The 18,625-nt window shown below is 59.4% G+C and carries 13 protein-coding genes and 1 tRNA gene; 4 read left to right on the forward strand and 10 right to left on the reverse strand.

What is annotated here, in order from left to right:
* Positions 1-679: 679 nt before the first annotated feature.
* The 10 genes from C451_RS02290 to cobN form a co-directional block, all read right to left on the reverse strand.
* Positions 680-754 (reverse strand) — tRNA-Thr (locus C451_RS02290).
* Between the two features lie 355 nt (positions 755-1,109).
* Positions 1,110-2,606, reverse strand: coding sequence for a cobyric acid synthase (locus tag C451_RS02295; protein WP_007737232.1), 1,497 nt, complete (start codon positions 2,604-2,606; stop codon positions 1,110-1,112).
* Complete coding sequence (locus C451_RS02300; protein ID WP_049912725.1) at positions 2,606-3,307, reverse strand: cob(I)yrinic acid a,c-diamide adenosyltransferase; 702 nt, start codon at positions 3,305-3,307, stop codon at positions 2,606-2,608. Before C451_RS02300 ends, C451_RS02295 begins: the two co-directional genes overlap by 1 nt.
* A 23-nt stretch (positions 3,308-3,330) precedes the next feature.
* Positions 3,331-4,629, reverse strand: coding sequence for a cobyrinic acid a,c-diamide synthase (locus tag C451_RS02305; RefSeq protein WP_007737236.1), 1,299 nt, complete (start codon positions 4,627-4,629; stop codon positions 3,331-3,333).
* The gene (gene cobT, locus C451_RS02310) at positions 4,626-5,633 is read right to left on the reverse strand and encodes a nicotinate mononucleotide-dependent phosphoribosyltransferase CobT (RefSeq protein ID WP_007737238.1); all 1,008 of its coding nucleotides are present in this window, start codon (positions 5,631-5,633) and stop codon (positions 4,626-4,628) included. The genes C451_RS02305 and cobT overlap by 4 nt, the downstream gene beginning before the upstream one ends.
* Positions 5,634-5,649: 16 nt before the next feature.
* A complete protein-coding gene (locus C451_RS02315; RefSeq protein WP_007737241.1) occupies positions 5,650-6,438 on the reverse strand; it encodes a CbiX/SirB N-terminal domain-containing protein in 789 nt (262 codons plus the stop codon).
* Between the two features lie 231 nt (positions 6,439-6,669).
* Positions 6,670-7,422: a cobalt-precorrin-7 (C(5))-methyltransferase gene (locus C451_RS02320; protein ID WP_007737243.1), complete on the reverse strand. Its 753-nt coding sequence runs from the start codon at positions 7,420-7,422 to the stop codon at positions 6,670-6,672.
* The gene (locus tag C451_RS02325) at positions 7,419-8,135 is read right to left on the reverse strand and encodes a precorrin-8X methylmutase (protein WP_007737245.1); all 717 of its coding nucleotides are present in this window, start codon (positions 8,133-8,135) and stop codon (positions 7,419-7,421) included. Before C451_RS02325 ends, C451_RS02320 begins: the two co-directional genes overlap by 4 nt.
* A complete protein-coding gene (locus tag C451_RS02330) occupies positions 8,125-8,496 on the reverse strand; it encodes a hypothetical protein (protein WP_049912727.1) in 372 nt (123 codons plus the stop codon). The genes C451_RS02325 and C451_RS02330 overlap by 11 nt, the downstream gene beginning before the upstream one ends.
* Complete coding sequence (gene cobN / locus C451_RS02335; protein ID WP_007737249.1) at positions 8,489-12,376, reverse strand: cobaltochelatase subunit CobN; 3,888 nt, start codon at positions 12,374-12,376, stop codon at positions 8,489-8,491. Before cobN ends, C451_RS02330 begins: the two co-directional genes overlap by 8 nt.
* Before the next feature lie 34 nt (positions 12,377-12,410).
* Here cobN and C451_RS02340 point away from each other — a divergent pair, with 34 nt between their 5' ends.
* The 4 genes from C451_RS02340 (at position 12,411) to C451_RS02365 (ending at position 18,421) form a co-directional block, all read left to right on the forward strand.
* Positions 12,411-14,510 (forward strand): VWA domain-containing protein, encoded by a 2,100-nt coding sequence (locus C451_RS02340; RefSeq protein ID WP_007737251.1) that lies wholly within the window; start codon positions 12,411-12,413, stop codon positions 14,508-14,510.
* A 432-nt stretch (positions 14,511-14,942) separates the two neighbouring features.
* Positions 14,943-16,100: an ABC transporter substrate-binding protein gene (locus C451_RS02355; RefSeq protein ID WP_080503440.1), complete on the forward strand. Its 1,158-nt coding sequence runs from the start codon at positions 14,943-14,945 to the stop codon at positions 16,098-16,100.
* 249 nt (positions 16,101-16,349) lie between these two features.
* Entirely contained in the window at positions 16,350-17,480 is a 1,131-nt protein-coding gene (locus tag C451_RS02360; RefSeq protein ID WP_007737263.1) for a FecCD family ABC transporter permease, read from the forward strand.
* Positions 17,480-18,421, forward strand: coding sequence for an ABC transporter ATP-binding protein (locus C451_RS02365; protein WP_007737264.1), 942 nt, complete (start codon positions 17,480-17,482; stop codon positions 18,419-18,421). The genes C451_RS02360 and C451_RS02365 overlap by 1 nt, the downstream gene beginning before the upstream one ends.
* Positions 18,422-18,625: the final 204 nt, after the last annotated feature.

Consider the following 18,625-nt stretch of genomic DNA (forward strand, 5'->3'; position numbering starts at 1 on the left):
CTTCGAGAGCCGTCGATGGAAAGAGCGTAGTGAGCCGGCGTTCAATTCGGCCCGAGGAGGGTTCGTCGCTCACACCGAACTCCTCCTCATTCCTTTCAGGAACCGACTTCGCTTCCAGCCGCAGTCATGCGATTCCGCTCTTAGCTAAAGACGAATGGGGGTATAATGATTGTCCACAAGCTTTTCATGCTCTGGCTCCTCTGTGATAACCCCCCGTACTACTGCCATTGGGGGGAGGAGAACGTAGGGGGTGACATGATACCGTTTCTACCCTACGTTTTCGAGGCGACATAAATCGGATGAGTACCAACCAGCCAGAAGTTATTTGCTCTTCCTCTGTCTTACACAAACCCCCGGGAACTGCTACCACCTGCATGGATTCGTCCGGGGAGAGCGTGGAGTGGGCATCATGGTCGTCCCAACTTCCCACGTTTCTGAGTTCTGAGTGTTGTGGCTAATTTCGAGTATGCTAACGGATCGCAAGATATTTATCATCATGAATTGTTGGTTTGGGTGCGGAAGGTGTTTCGAGTCAGATAGCAAGCGTGGGCGGAATGGTCGTCATGTCTTCGTTCGCTCGTGCCCACGTTTTCGAGGTCAACCGTGCCTCACGCACCAGCCCAGAGTAGGTCAGACCGATTACAACTCAGACGCGACTCTTACGCGTTGAAGTACAGAAAGCCGAGGGAGGGATTTGAACCCCCGACGTGCTCCTTACAAGGGAGCTGCTCTGGCCAGCCTGAGCTACCTCGGCTCACTCCCTATGGTTGGCTCGGCATATGCGAACTAAAGGACTCCGCCTCACCCAGTAAGCGACGCAGTAACAGTTATACTCAGAAGCATTCGTCTCATTCATCCAAATTGAATCTCGCACGTGTACTTGGGATTAGAGAGCTAAGCACGAGTAATTATAACTTTCTATAGATATATAATTTATTAATCATTCATTTTAAATTTCTAATGTAAACTCCAAAACCAAAGATATTTATGAAAGACGGCAATGATTGATAGCAAACAACGCGCATCTCTTTCAGATGCGAGCTGCTGTATGAACACAGTCATTCATTCCATCGTCTTTTGATGTACCTGTAGTAAATACCACACACAAATTAGCAACTATTGATCTCCGAATGGATCCACGGCAGGTCGATCTGGCGAACCAGATCTGCGGCCTCAGTGTATGGCGAATTCGAGGTTCCTTCTAGTGAAGATGGACACCCATCATCTATCGTTTGAGATGTTGAGTCGAGAAACGCAGTACAGATGCTCTCGTTCTCGAAGAGACCGTGTAAATACGTGCCAAGAACCAACTCGGTTGCAGCACTCCGATTCCCTAGAGGGCGGTCAAGCGATGACAAGTATGTCGTTCGTCCCATGTGAATCTCGAATCCAGATACAGCTCCTGTAACACCATCAATCGGACCAGTTCCTGTGGCCGCTACCGTCGCTTGTCGAACTTGCTTTTCATGTGAGAATTTTGTTTCGACAGGGAGTAAGCCGAACCCCCGAACGGTGTTTCTCTCCCCGGTTCCCTCAATAGCGGCATTCGTTATCCGCTCCCCGAGCATCTGATACCCGCCGCAGATGCCAATGATTGGCCCAGAAAACCCATCGAGAGCGTCGTCGAATCCAGCGTTTCTGAGCGCTAGCAGGTCATCGACGGTGTTCTTTGTCCCGGGAATGACGACGGCGTCGATCCCGGTGAGTTTCGAACGGGGCGGAACGTAGACGACATGAACACCAGGAACGCGAGCCAGTGGTTCGAGGTCGGTGAAATTAGCGATGTGCGGCAAGCGGGGGACGCCGATGGTCACTGCCTCCGCTGGTGGCACGCCGTCTTCATCACCCAATACAGCGCTTTCGTCGTCGGACGGTAGTGAAAGGCTGTCTTCTTCGGGCAATCCGGGGTCGTCGTAGGGAAGTACGCCGACCACTGGAACGCCGGTTCGTCGTTCCAGTTCCTCGATACCGGAGTCGAGGAGTGTAATATCTCCGCGAAATTTCGTGATGACACAGCCCCGAACGCGCTTTCGCAGATCGTCCGGCATGAGTTCGAGCGTTCCGTAGAGGCTGGCGAACACGCCACCACGTTCGATGTCGCCGAGGAGCAGGATCGATGCGTCGGCAAACTCCGCGGTCTCGACGTTGGCCAAATCACGGTCGTGAAGGTTGATTTCGGCAATACTTCCCGCCCCTTCGGCGATGATGAGGTCGTGTTCTTCCGCCAGCCGTTCGTAGGATTCTATGGCGGCTTTGCGAGCACGCTCCCAGTGTTCGTCGTAGTACGTTCCGGCATCGTAGTGGCCGATCGCTTCGCCGTGAACCACAAGCTGGCTTTCGCCGTCGCCGCGCGGTTTGAGCAGGATGGGGTTCATATCCGTCGTCGGCGGCACGTTCGCGGCGCGGGCCTGCACGTACTGGGAGACACCGATTTCGCCCCACTCTCCGCTTGGGGTCACGACTGCCCGTGCATTATTGCTCATGTTCTGAGCTTTGTACGGCGCGACCGAGATGCCGTTTCGAGAGAGACGCCGACAGAGACCGGTGACAACTGTGCTTTTCCCGACGTGGCTCGCCGTTCCGGCGACGAGCAGGGTTCGTGCCATTAATACTCGGTTCCCTTCCGAGCGCGGTGGCCCGCATCGAACGGATGTTTGCCCTTTCGCACGTTCGTCACGAGGTCAGCGTGGTCGTTGATGTAGTCGGGGTTCTCGTGGCCGCCCGTGAGTACGAGCTCGAGGTCGTCGGGTTTGGTTTCAATGAGCTCCACGATTGCGGATGGCTCAACGAGGCCGCGGTTCGCGGCGTACAATATTTCGTCGAGGATGAGCATGTGCATACCGTCCTCGGGCGGCCCATCGAGCGGTAGCGGCGATTGCAGGTCGGCGTCGTTCGCCGCGGCGAGCAGCTCACGGACACGTTCGATGCCACCGCGGGCTTTCGCGGCGTGCTCGTCGTCAGCCGATCCGTCAAGGAAGCCGTGCCAACCGTAGTGACCGCTGTTCTCGTAAGTGAAGCCATCCATTGCTGCAATGGCGTTGTACTCGCCGCGCGTCGCCTCGACGCTCGACGCTCCGCCTTTCATGAACTGGAGCATGTGGACCCGGTAGCCGTGGCCGGTCGCCCGAAATCCCATCCCCATCGCCGCCGTCGTCTTCCCCTTTCCGTCGCCCCACCATGCTTGGACCAGTCCGAACTCCGCCGGCGCTGCTGGTTCGATGGGGCAAGCATCCGGCGATATACCCTGTCCAGGCGTCCCTTGTAACTGTTCTCTGCTATCGGGCTCGTCGGTGGTATCGTTCGTCATTGGCGATGGTATGGATATGTATGTCAAATATTTTCGACCAGCGAATCGAACGCTCCGCTCTCCGAGTGGACGTGACAGTACGTCCCGAGTGTCTGGTGCTCTATCAATCCATCTTGTCCATCTTCGATGCCAGCACCTCGCTCGACATCGAACGCGAATCGCGCGTCCGAGTCGGTGTCGGCGCTGGAATAGTGGAACTCGTGGCCTCGAAGCGTGTCTCCCGCGCTAGCGGTGAGAGCGTCGCCACGCGTACGGAGTTCCACGTGGTCGAGTGCCTGATACCGATCATGCATTCGTACGTCTGCTGGGAGGACACCGGCCATCTCATACGTCTCGCCGTCTGCTGTCGTCAGCGTCTCGGAAAGGGTCATCAACCCGCCACATTCACCGAACACGGGGAGACCGTTGTCTGCCCGAGTGGCGAGCTGTCCAATTGCGGGACTGTGGGCCAGCGAGTCGGCGTGCAGCTCGGGATAGCCGCCGGGAAGATAGACGCCATCGCAGTCGGGGAGGGGTTCTCCTGTGGTCGGGGCGAACGTGACAACCTCGGCGCGCTCTCGGAGTCGTTCGATGGTCGCCGGATAGTAGAAACAGAATGCCTCGTCGCGGGCGACGGCGATTCGTTTCTCAGTTGAGGAGCGTTCCGCTTTCGGTTCTGGTTGCGGGGGAGAACGCGCGATGTCGAGGAGTCGCTCCGTGCGGATATGATCGGCAGCAGTATCGAGTGCGTCGGTGCCGAGAGCGGATTCATCGCCCATGTGCAGTCCGAGATGCCGGTCGGGGATGTCGAGGTCGTCGCTGGGTGGAATCCGTCCGAGGTAGGCGAGGTCGTCGGGAAGGGCGTCACGAATCCCCCGCTCGTGACGCCCACCGTGAGCGCGCTGGGCAATGACGCCAGCGACGTCGATGGCACGACCGGCACGTGCCGCATACTGTCGAAATCCGAGCGCCGTGGCAGCGACGCTCTCCATGCCAGCCTTCGCATCCACGACGAGAACCACAGGAACATCAAGCGTCTCGGCGATCATCGCAGTGCTTGAGGCATCCCCGTCGTACAGCCCCATCACGCCCTCGACGACGCAGACGTCGCCCTCCCCACGGTGGTAATTCCGACGAAGTCCTGCTTTGCCTTGGAGCCAGCAGTCGAGGGTGCGTGACGGGCGGCTGGCTACGCTCTCGTGGTGGCTCGGATCAATGAAATCCGACCCGGCCTTCGCCGGCTGAACCGAACAACCCGACGCGTTAAGCGCGCGGATGACGGCGAGGGTGGCAACGGTCTTGCCGACGCCCGACCGTGTTCCAGCGATGACGATGCTGTTCATGCCTCTATTGTGGGATCGTCGGCCACAAGTCGATCATACACGGTAACGACCTGCTCGCGTACGTCTGCCATTGATACGTCAGCGCGGTCGGCTAGCGCCAATGCGCCGCCCATCCCGACGCCTTCCTTAGCCTCACCGGCAGTATACGGGTTCATCGACGAATGGTTACGACGGTGGAAGCCCGGGTCGGTGACGGTCACGTCCAACGAGAGGTCGTTCGCCAGTTCGTTCATACGTACCGTCTCGTCGTCGGCAATGAAGGAGGTCGTCGCGATCGAGAGTGCCGTGTCCACGCCCGCATGCCGAGCGAGGGCGGCAGCGGCGACGAGTTGTGTCCCTCCGGCGAGCGTCACTGACGTATCAGTGGTCGTCGCTCCGATAGTCATCCCGGCCACAGCAGCGAGCACCGGGTCGCCGACGTGGCGTACCGTTTTCACCGGCTCGTCCGCGGTCTCACCTGCCGAGAGATTACTCGCTGCGAGCGCCTCGTCCACTACCTTTCGCTTGAGCGCGAGCGGGTTCTCGGAGAGCGAGGACGACACTGCGGCGCGTTCGCCGAGCGCGGTGAGGATTCCGAGCGCAGTGGTCGTGCCGCCGGGAATCGTCTCGCCGATCACGAGTTCGTCGTCCGGCAGGCTCCGTCCGAGTTGACGGGCAGCCTTGAACGTGTCCGCTGCGGAATCGACGGGCCGAGGATGCCGGATATCTCTTCCGGGCATCGCTTCGAGGGCGACAGTCGGTGCACTGGTTGGACGAACGAGACCCGCATCAAGGGCGAGGGTATCGAACTCGGTCAGTTCGCGGACGGCGCGTGTAATGACCGCAGGGGTCGGACAGCCAGTCGGACTCACTGGCATGACTGGTACCTGTACTGGCTGCCCATATTCAACGATTTCGAGGTCCGCGCTCGGAGTGTGAGCCATCAGATCGGGGTCCGCTCCAGCGGCGCTGATCCCCTCGATGTGTGCGGTTTCAGTGGTGCCGGCGACCAAGACGAACCTCATTGGACGAACGGCTCCATTACTGCAGGAACCCCTCGCCGTCGGTTGCGACTGGACGACGTGTTCGGGTTAACTGTGTTTCGAACGAAACCGACGCGGACGGTTCCTCAACCGTGAGCGTGCGCTGTTTTTCTACTTCCGCACGAATGGCGTCCGTTATCCGGGGATGCTTGCCGAACGGGTCGGCGTATTCGATTCCACCGCGCCCGAGTTCGAGTGCATCCGGGATCCGCTCGTCGGTCGCCTCGGATCGTGTCACGAACAGCGGAACCGCGACCGAACGGCGTTTTGAGACGTTATAGCGGACACATTCGACAGCGGGATTCTGGAGGAGATAGCAAGTCAGCACCTCCCCGTAGTCCGAGCCGTCGCGGAGTCGGGCCGCGTGGTATTCAGTAGTCTGTCGATGGTAGGGCTTCGAACTGCTCCCGAAGCCGACGATGACGAGAGAAGCGTCCTCGCCCGCCGGTACCAAATTCATCGCCCGCTTTCGGAGTATCTCGGTGACGGCAGGACTTCGTCCGAGCGGTTCACAGTAGCGGACGTTCCCGGAAATATAGGAGAGTGCAGCGGGCACGTCCTCAATCGTATCGTGGGTGTGGGCGGCACGCATTGGGATCACGTATGTCCGGTCTGTGGAGATTGCTTCAAACTGTGCCTGGAGCTCGCGGACTGGTTCGCTCTCGTAGGTCGCTATTGACACATCGTCGACGTCAGTGCGGCGAGTGAGCCGCTCGGCGTGCGTCTCGAACACTTCGTGGGCGTTGCCTGTCTCGCGGCCGATGAGTAGGAGTGATTCGCTTGTCATGGGTGATATCCCCGCTTGGAAGCAATCTCAGTTTACTTATTCCAAGTTGGATTGTCATAGACGACACGACGGACTATCAAGTAAGTTTTGGTGGGTTGATTTATACACTCAGTGCGAACAGTTTGCCATGGTTGGGATACGTGTCGAAGCGATGCGCTCCCACTCGCCGGCAAACGTCGCGGCGGTGATTTCGAAAACGAGCGAAGATTTCCGCCGTGTGTAGCTGTCCGGCTACTCTGTCCGAACGGCCAGCACGGAGAGATCCGAAAACGGTGTGTCATCAGTCTCCAACCCACCCCCGTACGTTCCGAGCTCGCCGAGCGTCGTTCGCGTTGTTGTCTCGTCGTCGTGTGTCAACCGTTCGAGGACGAGTGCGGGGAGCGAGGGGGAAGCACCCACATTGAGGAGGTCGGCGGCGATGTCCCCGGGCATCATATCGTAGGGGCGGGGAAGGACGAGCAGGTGACGCTCGCCGACGTTCGCGTGGAGTCGCCGGCAGTCGGATTCGATGTCCCCGGATTTGTGGAGAGTGACGAATTCAGTCTCCTCCATCGGCGTTCGCGCTCGACTTGCGGCCACCTGTAGTGACGAAATCCCCGGAATCACGCGGACGGGCGATTCGACCGCAGCTTGAACCTTCCCGACGAACTGATACCCCGAGTGGTTCGGGTCGCCCATCAGCACGGCCGTCCCCGTGTCCCCGCCAGCGACGCGCTCGGCGAATGTGGCGAGCGTCGCGCCTTCGTCGCGGTAGCCACAGGTCAGCAGGTCGGCGTCGGTCCGGTCGGCAACGAAGCCGACGACGGTCTCGAAACCGACGACGACATCTGCCTCCCGTATGGCCCGCTCGCCACGTGGCGTCAGATACTCGGGGTTCCCCGGACCGATGCCGACGGCGTGGACCGGGTCGGCGGCGTTCGGCGGCTCGGGTCCGGCTGCCGCGATGGTTGCCGGATCTGGTCCTGCATCGAGGTCGTCGCTCATGTGGCGTCGGCGCCCTCGACCGAAAGCGTCACGCTGCCCTCGCGGGCATCGCTGGCGACGTGGACAAGTTCGTTCGTCAGCCCGGCGGCCAGACCGCTTCCACCCCGACGGCCGACATTCGTGATGGCGGGAACGCCGTGTTCCGTTGCAACCGCTCGAACCCGCGTCCTGCACTCTGCGGCCTTGACGAATCCGACTGGCGTGGCGACCACGACGGCGGGGCGAGTCCCATCCTCAATGCAGTCGGCGAGCGCCAGCGCTGCGGTCGGAGCGTTGCCGACGACGGCGATTGCATCATCGTACACTCCTTGCTTGTCGAGTTCGAGCACGGACGCCGCCGTTCGGGTCATCCCGGTTTGCTCGGCGAGTTCGGCGCCGTTGCCGATGGCCTTGCGTACCGTGCAGTCGTGACCGCGGCCGGTGATTCCCTCCCGGACCATCGTGATGTCGGTGACAATGGGCCGTTCGTCGAGGACCGCCCGCGCGCCAGCGCGAATCGGCTCCGTCTCGGTTCTGCCGGTGAATCGAATGAGATGCTGGAACTCGGGGTCGCCCGTCGCGTGAACGGACTTCCCTCGAATTCGATCGGCCAGTGTCTCGTTCGGGACGAGCTCACGCACGCGGTCCATGCTGGTTTCAGCAATTTCCATCGCGTCTTCCGTGGTTGCCCCAAGGTCGGCGTACTCCTCGAAATCCGACGAATCAGTTGTCATCAGTCACCTCCGCAAAAGCACTGCATCGTTCATTGGTTTCGGATCGAGAACCGAACAGTCGGAGCGCGACGTCGACAGCTTCTCGCTCGTCAGCTTCCCGGAGAGTCGCCATGGGCACCGCAAGTAGATGACCAACGATAGCCTCAGCCATCGTCTCGACTGTTTCGTGTTGGCCATCAGCGAGGTCGCCGTATGCTTCGAATTTGGAGATTGCCTTCTCGACCTCGCGTCGTTTGAGTCGCTCTGCGTCTCTGGAGATGGCGACGATGGCGTTTTCGACGCGCTCGGAGTGGTTTGATTCTACCGGACGGTCGGGGGTGCCATCGACAACTGTTTCGGTGACTTCGACAGCATCAGTCATCATCGCCCGTCACCCCCAGGGTGGTTGCGTCGCCGGCGCGCGCTTCAAGGTCGCCGTCGACCTGTAGGTTCAGGTCCTGCAAACGGTCGCGGGTTTCGTCGTCGGCATCCCACAATCCACGGTCGATGGCTTCCAGTAGCGTGCCGGTGATACTGTCGAGCGCCCACGGGTTCACATCGCGCATCCATTCTTGTCTGTTCTCGTCGAAGGCGTACTTCTCGGCGACATCTGACCAGAGCGTGTCGCTGACGACGCCTGCCGTGGCGTCCCAGCCGAGCACGACGTCAACAGTCGTCGAGAGGTCGCCAGCACCCTTGTAGTCGTGGTCTTCCATGCTGTCGAGCCACTCAGGATTCAGGACACGGGCGCGCATCGCCTTCCGGACTTTCTCCTCGTTGGTGTAGACATCGACGTTGTCGGGGTCTGAGGAATCACCGACGTACGATGCCGGCTCCTCGCCAGCGATTTCGGCAACTGCGCTGATGAACCCGCCATGGAAGGCGTACCAATCCGAGGAATCGAATTCGTCCTGTTCGGCGGTGTCTTCGATTTTTACCGTGGCTTCGACACCGCTGAGTCGGCGTTTGAAGGCGTCATGAGCTTCGTTGACTTTGCCACGTTTGCCGAGCGCGTAGCCACCCCATTGGACGTACACGTCCGCAAGGTCCGAGCGATCGTCCCAGTTGCCTTCATCGACAGCCTTGTTCGTGCCCGCGCCGTAGCCGCCCGGTCGGGTGGTGAACACGCGGCGTTTCGCGGCAGTTTCGGCGTCGGATTCGTCCATGCCGTCGGCTTCAAGATCTTCAATATCTTCCTCGACATGCTTTTTGACGTAGTTCATTGTGTGGGGTTCATCGAGGGCCACCACGCTATCAACGGCGTCATGGACGACGCTCGCGGCCTGAGGGAAGGCGTCGCGGAAGAGTCCCGAAACCCGCGTCGTCACGTCGATGCGCGGACGGTCGAGTGCTTCGAGTGGAATTGGGTGTACATCATCAACTCGACCGGCGTCGGTCCACTCGGGTTCGACACCCATCAACGCGAGCACCTGTGCAATCGTCTCGCCACGGGTGCGAACGGTCGGGGTGCCCCATGCGACGACACCGATTTCCTCGGGATATTCGCCCTCTTCGGAGCGATGGCGCTCGGCAACGCCGTCGGCGACCTCGCTGCCGATCTCCCATGCGCTCTTTGCTGGGACTTTCCGTGGGTCGAGCGTGTAGAAGTTCCGCGCCGTCGGGAGCAAGTCCACCCCACCACGAGTCGGTGCGCCGCTTCCACCCGGCGGGACGTACTCGCCGGCGAGCGCGTCAGCGGTCTGAGGGATTTCGTCGGTGGCACCCTGCACGCGCGGCGCGGCCTCCTCGCGGATGAACTCCAGGACTTCGCGGAGGTCGTCGTGCGCGCCGGCGTTCGCTCGCGCATCGCCCAGCGGATCGATATCCACGACGAGCAGGTTCATATTTGTCTCGTCGTCAGGGCCAGCCTCCGTCTCAGAGGTAGGAAGGTCGAAATTGTGGTCGGCTAGCGTCTCCACGAGTTCGAGGCTTTTCTCATGAACTTCGTCAGCCGCCGCAGAGAATGTCATCCCCAACTTGTCGTCGTACTCGCCGGGTGCGTTGAGCATTCGGTCGTAGTCGATACCGAGTACGCCCGCGACGCTCTCGCGGAGGCTCGGTGCGCCCGGATTTTCGAGTCGAGTGAGCGCGACGAGGTACTCCACGAGGCGCTCGTCGATGGGTGGCTCACCCATCGTGTGAAGCCCGAGCCGAATCTGGGTGGTCTTCACGTCTGTGAGGTATTCGTGAATTCGCTCGGTGAGTTCCTCGATATCCACTTTGTCGCCCTCGACTTCTCCCTCTGCGAGCGTGGTGCCGGCTTCGTCAGGACCACGAACGTCGGCTTTCTCGTCAATTTCCCCGCCGATACCGAGTTCCACTGCCAAATCGAGTTCCGAGACTTTCTCGCGGAGGAGGTCTTCGAGGTGCTCGCCGTCGTCTGCGTGGGCGTCCTTCATGCCGGCCTCGCGATAGCGGTCGGCGAGTTCTTCGAGGTCGGCCAGCTCGTCGTAGGTCCCGGCGTTCGCCATCACTGGGGTCAGATAATCCACGATGGCGGCGTACGAGCGCCGCTTTGCTTGGGTCCCTTCGCCAGGATTGTTGATGATGTAGGGATAGACGTTTGGAAGGTCATCGACCAGTTGGTCGGGTGCGCTTTCGCTGTTCAACCCGACGGTCTTGCCGGGGAGCCACTCCAGACTCCCGTGAGTCCCAAGGTGGACGACGCCATCAGCGTCAAAGGTGTTTCTGAGCCAGCCATAGAACGCCACGTAATCGTGTGGTGGCTGGAGGTCCGAATCGTGATACACCTTCGATGGGTCCATACCGAACCCGCGTGGCGGCTGCACAGTGACGAGCACATTCCCAAATTCGACGCCTGGGATCGCAAACGGACGGTCGGGAGCCTCACCCCACTCTTCGACGACGTTCTCCCGAAACCGTTCGTCCATCTCGTCGAACCACTCACGGTACTGCTCGGTTGGGACGACATCGACGCTCCGGTCGCGGACGTCCTCGGGTGCAACCCAGCGGTCGTCGAGGGTGAGTTGTGCCGTCAACTGGTCAATGAGATCCTGTCCGCTTTCCGGGGATTCTCCATCGAGGTCGTAGCCCCGGCTGCCGAGTTCTTCGAGGAAATTGACCGTACTCTCTGGACTGTCGAGACCGAACGCCGTTCCAATGCCGTCGTCGCTTGGCGGGTAGTTGTGGAGGATGACGGCGACCTTTTTCTCCTGATTCGGTGTGTGTCGGAGAGTCGCCCAGTTAACCGCGAGTTGCGCGGCGTGCTCGATTCGATCGTCAATCGGGAAGTGCTGTTTCGGCGCGCTCCCGATGTCGGCCTCGTCGTCGGTGCGTTCCTTCCCGCTGATCGGGTGCGTGATGACATTGCCGTCGAACTCCGGAAGTGCGACCGAGAGCGCGAGTTCGAACCCCATCACGCCGGTGTCGCTTGCCTCGTACCGTGAGCGCGAGCGCATCGTCGTGATGGTTTGGATGACCGGTACGCCGAGGCGGTCGAGGAAGACATCCTCTGCACCATTGCCCTCATCGCTCGCACTCCGTCCGCGTTCGTCCATCGACAGCGAGAACATGAACGACGACAGCACGGCGTCAACGAGTGGTTCACCGTCTTCGAGCAACCATTCATCGGTGATGCGCTCCGCGTCCCACTGCTCGTCGGTGTCGGTCGCGGGATTGCAGAATATCGGGAGCGCATTCGCGCCCTGTGCCTCGACAGCGCGCACCTGTCCGTCGACGTATCCGGTGTTCTCGTGGGTCCAGTGAGACTCGTAGAACCAGACAGCGACCGTAGGTTTCGCCGGATCGAACGTCGCCACGAGTTCATCGTAACTGACGCCGGGGTGGTCGGGATGATAGACACCTTCGGTCGGGAGCGCCACAGGGTCGTCGTATGCGCGGTCCTCGTCCGCGTATTCGTCGACGAGGAATCGGATGCAGTTCTCGACGTTGGTGGTGCCGCCCTTTGCCAAGTAATCGTACACCTGATTACGGTCGGTCGCCGGAATGCTCGTATCCTCAACCGCGTAGGCGTCACCCGTCGATTTCACGACGAGTGGCACCCCGGCGTCGTTGAGCCGGGAAACCGCGTGGTCGTATCCCGGCATGCTCTCTTCAGCACCGTGGAGCCAGAAGATTACGGCTGTGGCATCGGTCAGTTCGTCGAGAAACGCCTCCACGTCGCTTTGGTCGTCGAGATCGCTCTCCGAACGGACAACCAGATCGTTTTTGAGGTGAGTGGCGGCGCGCTGAACAGCTCCCAGTTCGTTTTCCGTTGCGGTGTATAGGCCGATCGTTGGCATAACGTTGTTAAACCTCCATTGCTCTAGGACAAGTATGGTTGAATACTGCGAAGACAAAAAGGCTTCGCACATTCGGCGGACAGAACTCACGTTCGGAGATATTGTTGGACAAGACGAACTCAAGCAGGCTTTACTGGCCGCTGGAGCGAACGATGACCTCGACGGGCTGCTGATACAGGGCGAAAAAGGGACAGCGAAATCCACGGCGGTACGGGCACTGACGAACTACCTCCCAACACAGGCCGCTATCGAAGATTGTCCGTACGGCTGTCCGCCGAACGCTCCGACGTTGCAGTGTGCTGACTGTCGCACGCGGACCGATCCACCCACAACCGAACGGCCGGTTCCGCTCGTGACGCTCCCGCTGGGTGCGACCCGCGAGCGTATTGTCGGAACGCTCTCAGTGGCTGATGCGCTCGACGGCGACTACGAGTTCGATCCCGGACTCCTCGCCCGCGCGAACCGTGGAATTCTGTACGTTGATGAGGTGAATCTGCTTGATGACCACTTGGTAGACGTGCTCCTCGACGCGGCCGCAAGCGGGGTTAATCGGGTCGAACGCGATAGCATGAGTGTCTCCCATCCGGCTGAGTTCACCCTCATCGGCACGATGAATCCTGAAGAAGGCGACCTCCGGCCGCAGCTCCGTGACCGCTTTGCGCTCTGTGCGACGGTCACGGCCTGCAATGACATCGACCAACGTGTGAAGATCATTGACCGAGCTCTCGGACGGAACGAAACACAGGATGGCGTTCGAGCGCAAGCTGAAGACCGTCGGGATCAGCTACGACAGGCACGCGACCGGCTCGATAGGGTGGAACTCTCCCGAGAATTTACCGAAGAAATTGCAGAATGCTGTCGTAATGCGGGCGTCGACGGCCACCGCGGTGATATCGCCACGGCGCGCACCGCACGGACATTTGCAGCCCTCGATAAACGATCAAACGTCATCCAGCCTGACGTTCGACGGGCGGCGGAGCTCGCGCTCCCCCACCGATTGCAGTCGCGCCCGTTCGAGGACACCCCTGATTCCAGCGAACTCATCGGTGAGCATTTCGATAGCAAAGACGATGGAGAGAGTGAATCTTCGGACGAGGAAACCGAAGGCGAGCCGGAACACGGTGATGGTGACGAATCCGATAGATCTGACGAACGCGACGGGTCAGGAAGAACGGACGACACTGAGGGTTCCGAATCGATGGGAACGCCTGAGCCGTCGAGCGGGACCGAGGAAGACACGCCAGAGACAGGAACGGACGGCGAGACCGAACCACAAGTCGATGCCGGAGCCTCCACAGACGACGAGAACGACCATTCGACCAAACGAACACCGCTCGTGCCGGGTCAGTCACGCGCCAGCATCGGCGAGGCGCGCGCCCCCGACATATCGACTCCCGAAGCGGTTGACGCACAAATCGCCGAAACCGGCTCCCGGTCACGCGCACGACCGAGTGTCGACAACGATGGCCCGCGGGTGCGAATCCGGTCAGCGGAATCATCCCACGATATCGACGCTGCGGCCTCCATCCGGGCGGCGACCAGCCGTGGGGCTACAAGCGTCGGCTCGCGTGACCTGCGTCAATCCGTTCGTCGGAGCGATGCGGCCGCGCTGGTGCTGTTCGTCGTGGATGCGAGCGCGTCGATGCGACCCGCGATGCGTGCGGCCAAGGGCACGGTGCTGGAACTCCTGAAGGATGCATACCAACAGCGCGACGAGGTCGGGTTCGTCACCTTTTCCGGTGAGGGCGCAGACGTGCTCCTTCCGCCAACCGACAGCGTGTCGCTCGCTGCCCGCCATCTGAAGGACCTCCCGACTGGTGACCGGACGCCGCTTCCCGCGGGGCTTCGGACTGCTCGCGAGGTTCTCGACCGGGCCAACCCCGCCACGAGCGTCGTTGTGTTGATCACCGACGGACGAGCGAACGTTGCCGAGGGCAGTCCAGTGGGCGAGACGCGCGAAGCAGCCGAAACATTGGCCGATTCCGGCACGCAGGTACTCGTCGTCGATGCCAGCAACGACGAACAGGGAGGCGTTACAGAGGTAGTCATCGATAAAACCGGTGGCGAACGCATTCCCCTCTCCGCGCTGTCCGCCGAGCGAATCGATACGATCATGAACCATCAACGAAACTAGGATTTCCCATTCGAAACCTTTACAAATTTGGTTGTTTTTGTACAAATTAGATTTGATATGGCAGCTGCAAACGTCACTATCCGCGTACATCGACCACCTTCGCATCGTATTCACGCCGCTGCAGGTGGCCATCGGACTGGTACTCGTCGTACCCGGATTCACTCTTCTCTTCATGCTGGAATCGGTGATACACGGTTTACTCCACAATTTCCGACACACGGTCGGCGTCACCCGTCACTAACGATGTTCACGAACTGCGTCACGCGCGGTCGAATACAGGGGAACGTCGGCGGAATCATGTTCGGTTTGTTCATGACGCTGGCCGGAATTCCAGTAATTGCGGACGCCGAAAATTTCGGAGAGGACACTCACCACGGCGCACAGATGGGTTGTACCGACCAAATATTATCCGTACAAGAGGTGAGTTGATACATGGAAAAAGATACAACTCGGCGGCGATTACTACAGGGACTCGCCGCCAGTGCATTCGGCAGTATTGCTGGATGTACAGCGCGATCGTCGGGTGACCAGAGTGGAACTCCGACCGGCAGCAATAGTCAGAATAATTCGACCGATACGGAGAGTGGTTCCTACAGCGTCTCGATAGCCCCCGTGGGGAAGGTCAGGTTCGAAGAGGTCCCAACGAAGTGGCTCGCAAGTTCCTCGACTTGGGCCGACATGGGCATCGCTCTCGGACGCAGTCCACCCGAGGGCGTGTGGAACCGTGGGTTCTACTATACTCAGCAATACTATGACGAAATTCCCGGCGTCTCGGTCGACGAGAACGAGATGGTCGAACTCGGCAACGCTGGTTCGACGGAGGTGTTCCACGAGATAGGAGCCGACCTTCATGTGATGGACCCGATCTCTATTGTCAATCGGTCTAAATCTTTCGAGCGGCCGGATATCGAGAGAGTCAAAAAGAATGTTGCGCCATTTTTCGGAAATTTCATCGATAGCTACGACCACTCGTGGCACGATTATCGCTACTACACGCTGTACGAAGCATTCGGGAAGCTTGCAGAAGTATTCCAACAACAGCACCGCTACGAGGCGTTTGCGAAACTCCACGAGGAGGTCCAACAGACCATTGAGTCGAATCTCCCATCGAAGAGTGAGCGGCCGTCAGTAGCGATAATGTTGCCTGTGGGAGACAAACCGGAGAAATTCTGGCCGCATACCATCGACAAGGGGACGAACAGCAAGCAGTGGCGCGATCTCAAAGTACATGATGCACTCGCGCAAGCAGGCATACAGGATTATTACGCTACAGGCGGCAGCACTCAAATCGACTACGAAACACTACTCGAAATCGATCCGGAAGTGATAATGATGCGCACCTACGAAGACTACAGCGCAAAAAATTTCCAGAATACGGTCGTCGAGTTCATGAAGAACCATCCAGTCGGTAGCAAACTCCAAGCTGTCAACAACGGACAGGTGTTTCGCGGCGGCCCGTTCTATCAGGGTCCGATCGTGAATCTTGTACTGACCGACCGGGCCACAAATCAGCTCTATCCTGATGCATTCAGCGGAGTGCAACTGTACGACCCACAGCGGGTTTCTGATATTGTCCATGGGAGATTCTGAGTATGACCATCAAGGAAACGCCGATCACCTACCAGACAAACCCACAACAGGCAGTAGCGGCAGTTTCAGCCTTCCCGGTTCCCGAGTTGCGTAACAGGTCCACTGAACCAACAGCCGAGTGCTCCCGACCCAACAGCGTCCTCCAAAAGCACGGTTCGGCCGAGCGGATACGACGGATACTTTGCGTATTCTCTCACGTGTTCGTGAGATCGAGACCGAGCGCCAGTCCATCACGAGAGGTGACGATTGATGGCAAATGAAACCGTAACGTCCAAAGAATCTGCCTCCCGTCTGGAGCAGTGGTTTGGCTGGGTTGATGGCTCACTCATCGGTCTCATTCTTGCGAGCATTGCTATCGTCATCGTCGGTGGACTGATACAGGTGAGTTTCGGAACGTTCTCGATGTCGATTGTCGAGGCGTGGTACGCCGTATTCAATCCCGAGGTGCTCTTCAATTCACAGACATGGGAAGCGTTCCTGTTAGGCGGCGAGATTCCCGAGATGGGCGAGCGCAGTCTCATCGTCTGGAACATCCGCCTCCCGCGAGTGCTCGTTGCCATTCTGGTTGGAATGAGTCTCGCCGTTTCGGGAGCGATTTTTCAAGCAGTCACCCGCAACGAACTCGCAAGCCCGTACATTCTTGGCGTCTCCTCGGGCGCAGGGCTGATGATACTCTTTTCGTTGATCGTCGCCGGTGGGCTTGCGGGTATTCTTCCGTTACTCGCCGCTGTCGGCGGTGCAGGAGCATTTCTGCTCGTCTACCTTATCGCATGGCAGAGCGGAACCAATCCTGTCCGGTTGGTGCTTGCTGGCGTGATCGTCGGCACGGTTCTCAGCTCTGTTCAGACGGGATTGTTCTTCTTCGCCGATTCGTTGGATGTCGCCCAGAATGCTCTTGCGTGGCTTACTGGCTCGCTCACGGGTACGGACTGGGAGCAAGTTCGCATAGCACTGCCGTGGACGGTGCTGGCGATAGCACTCGCACTCGCTGGCTCGCGACAATTGAACGTCCTCTTGCTGGGCGAACGGACGGCGAAATCGCTCGGGATGAGCGTCGAGAAGGTCAGATTCTCACTCTCGGGTGTGGCGGTCATCGCGGCCGCGGTGAGTATCACCGCTGCAGGCATCGTCAGCTTCGTCGGCCTGATTGTGCCACATCTGGTCAGAAATATCGTCGGCAGTGACTACAAGCGCCTCGTCGTTGGCTGTGTCTTTGCAGGCCCAGCGTTGGTGGTGGCCGCCGACGTGGGCGCGCGGCTCTCGATGCAGCTGCTGTTCGGGTCGCCCACCCAGATTCCGGTCGGAGTTCTTACCGGTCTCATCGGTGGGCCGTACTTCCTCTATCTGATGCGCAAACAGCAACAATTGGGTGATATCTGATGAGCAACAATCCGAAACCAGTCGACACCGCGATCGAATCGGAACTCGAATACACACCGTTGTTGCGAAACGGCGACGAACCAGCAGATGACGAGTCGCAGAGCGAAACCGGCACCCCATTCGCCGGCAAGGAGCTTGTCCTCGGCTACTCGGGGACGGACGAACCGATCATTGATGGGGAATCACTCGTGATCCCACCTGGAGAAGTAACGGCTCTTGTGGGCCCGAACGGCAGTGGAAAGAGTACATTGTTGAAGGGACTCGCCGACCAACTGACGCCCGACGACGGACAAGTGCTGCTCGATGGGCGCGATATCCACACTCTCGATACGAAGACAATCGCACAACAACTTGGCCTGCTCTCACAGGAGAACGTCTCGCCAGACAGCCTCACCGTCGAGGACCTCGCCACGCACGGGCGCTATCCCCATCGTGGGTTTTTCGACTCGCTCACCAACGAAGACGAAGAAGCCATCGAGCGCGGCATTTCGCTCGCTGGCATCGGACACCTCCGCGGCCGCGAGATCGGCAGCCTGAGTGGTGGACAGAAACAACTTGCGTGGATTGCAATGATCCTCGCTCAAGACACTGATGTCCTGTTGCTCGACGAGCCGACCACGTTTCTCGACCTCCACCACCAGCTCGAAGTGATGGATATCGTGGAGACGCTGAAGACCACCAGTGAGGTCACAGTCGTACTCGTCCTTCATGATATCAATCAGGCGGCGCGCTACGCCGAACACATGCTCGCGCTCAAAGACGGCGCAATCTACGCTCGCGGCGATCCCAGCGAAATCGTGACCGAAGCTCTGCTTGCCGATGTCTTCGAAATCGATGCGACGGTCGAACGAACCGAAATCGGACCGCAGGTCACACCTCACTGTGCAGTGCACGAGGACGATACGATCACCACCGACTTGGAAGCTGATTCTGTGAACTGAGAGCTGGAACGAGGGGTTGGTCAAGCGGACGATCCGCCGGTGTGCTCGCTTTCCCGTTTGGCGTGCCATCTTGAACGATGTGAACGCAAATCCATGATGAGGAACTAAACTAATCGCTCTTGTGTAGATTAGCGGAATACGTTGACGGCGACGCAATCGACAAGGCTGTGGATGGGTGCTTGAACAAGATTCAGGGAGCGAAGA

Source organism: Halococcus thailandensis JCM 13552 (assembly GCF_000336715.1).
Classification (GTDB): domain Archaea; phylum Halobacteriota; class Halobacteria; order Halobacteriales; family Halococcaceae; genus Halococcus; species Halococcus thailandensis.

Excerpts from the sequence above, each read along its gene's own strand:
- C451_RS02325 (WP_007737245.1), bottom strand. The coding sequence starts at position 8,135 with ATGACAACTGATTCGTCGGATTTCGAGGAGTACGCCGACCTTGGGGCA.
- cobT (WP_007737238.1), bottom strand. The coding sequence starts at position 5,633 with ATGAGGTTCGTCTTGGTCGCCGGCACCACTGAAACCGCACACATCGAG.
- C451_RS02330 (WP_049912727.1), bottom strand. The coding sequence starts at position 8,496 with ATGACTGATGCTGTCGAAGTCACCGAAACAGTTGTCGATGGCACCCCC.
- C451_RS02320 (WP_007737243.1), bottom strand. The coding sequence starts at position 7,422 with ATGAGCGACGACCTCGATGCAGGACCAGATCCGGCAACCATCGCGGCA.
- C451_RS02340 (WP_007737251.1), top strand. The coding sequence starts at position 12,411 with ATGGTTGAATACTGCGAAGACAAAAAGGCTTCGCACATTCGGCGGACA.
- C451_RS02315 (WP_007737241.1), bottom strand. The coding sequence starts at position 6,438 with ATGACAAGCGAATCACTCCTACTCATCGGCCGCGAGACAGGCAACGCC.
- cobN (WP_007737249.1), bottom strand. The coding sequence starts at position 12,376 with ATGCCAACGATCGGCCTATACACCGCAACGGAAAACGAACTGGGAGCT.
- C451_RS02295 (WP_007737232.1), bottom strand. The coding sequence starts at position 2,606 with ATGGCACGAACCCTGCTCGTCGCCGGAACGGCGAGCCACGTCGGGAAA.
- C451_RS02355 (WP_080503440.1), top strand. The coding sequence starts at position 14,943 with ATGGAAAAAGATACAACTCGGCGGCGATTACTACAGGGACTCGCCGCC.
- C451_RS02360 (WP_007737263.1), top strand. The coding sequence starts at position 16,350 with ATGGCAAATGAAACCGTAACGTCCAAAGAATCTGCCTCCCGTCTGGAG.
- C451_RS02365 (WP_007737264.1), top strand. The coding sequence starts at position 17,480 with ATGAGCAACAATCCGAAACCAGTCGACACCGCGATCGAATCGGAACTC.
- C451_RS02300 (WP_049912725.1), bottom strand. The coding sequence starts at position 3,307 with ATGACGAACGATACCACCGACGAGCCCGATAGCAGAGAACAGTTACAA.
- C451_RS02305 (WP_007737236.1), bottom strand. The coding sequence starts at position 4,629 with ATGAACAGCATCGTCATCGCTGGAACACGGTCGGGCGTCGGCAAGACC.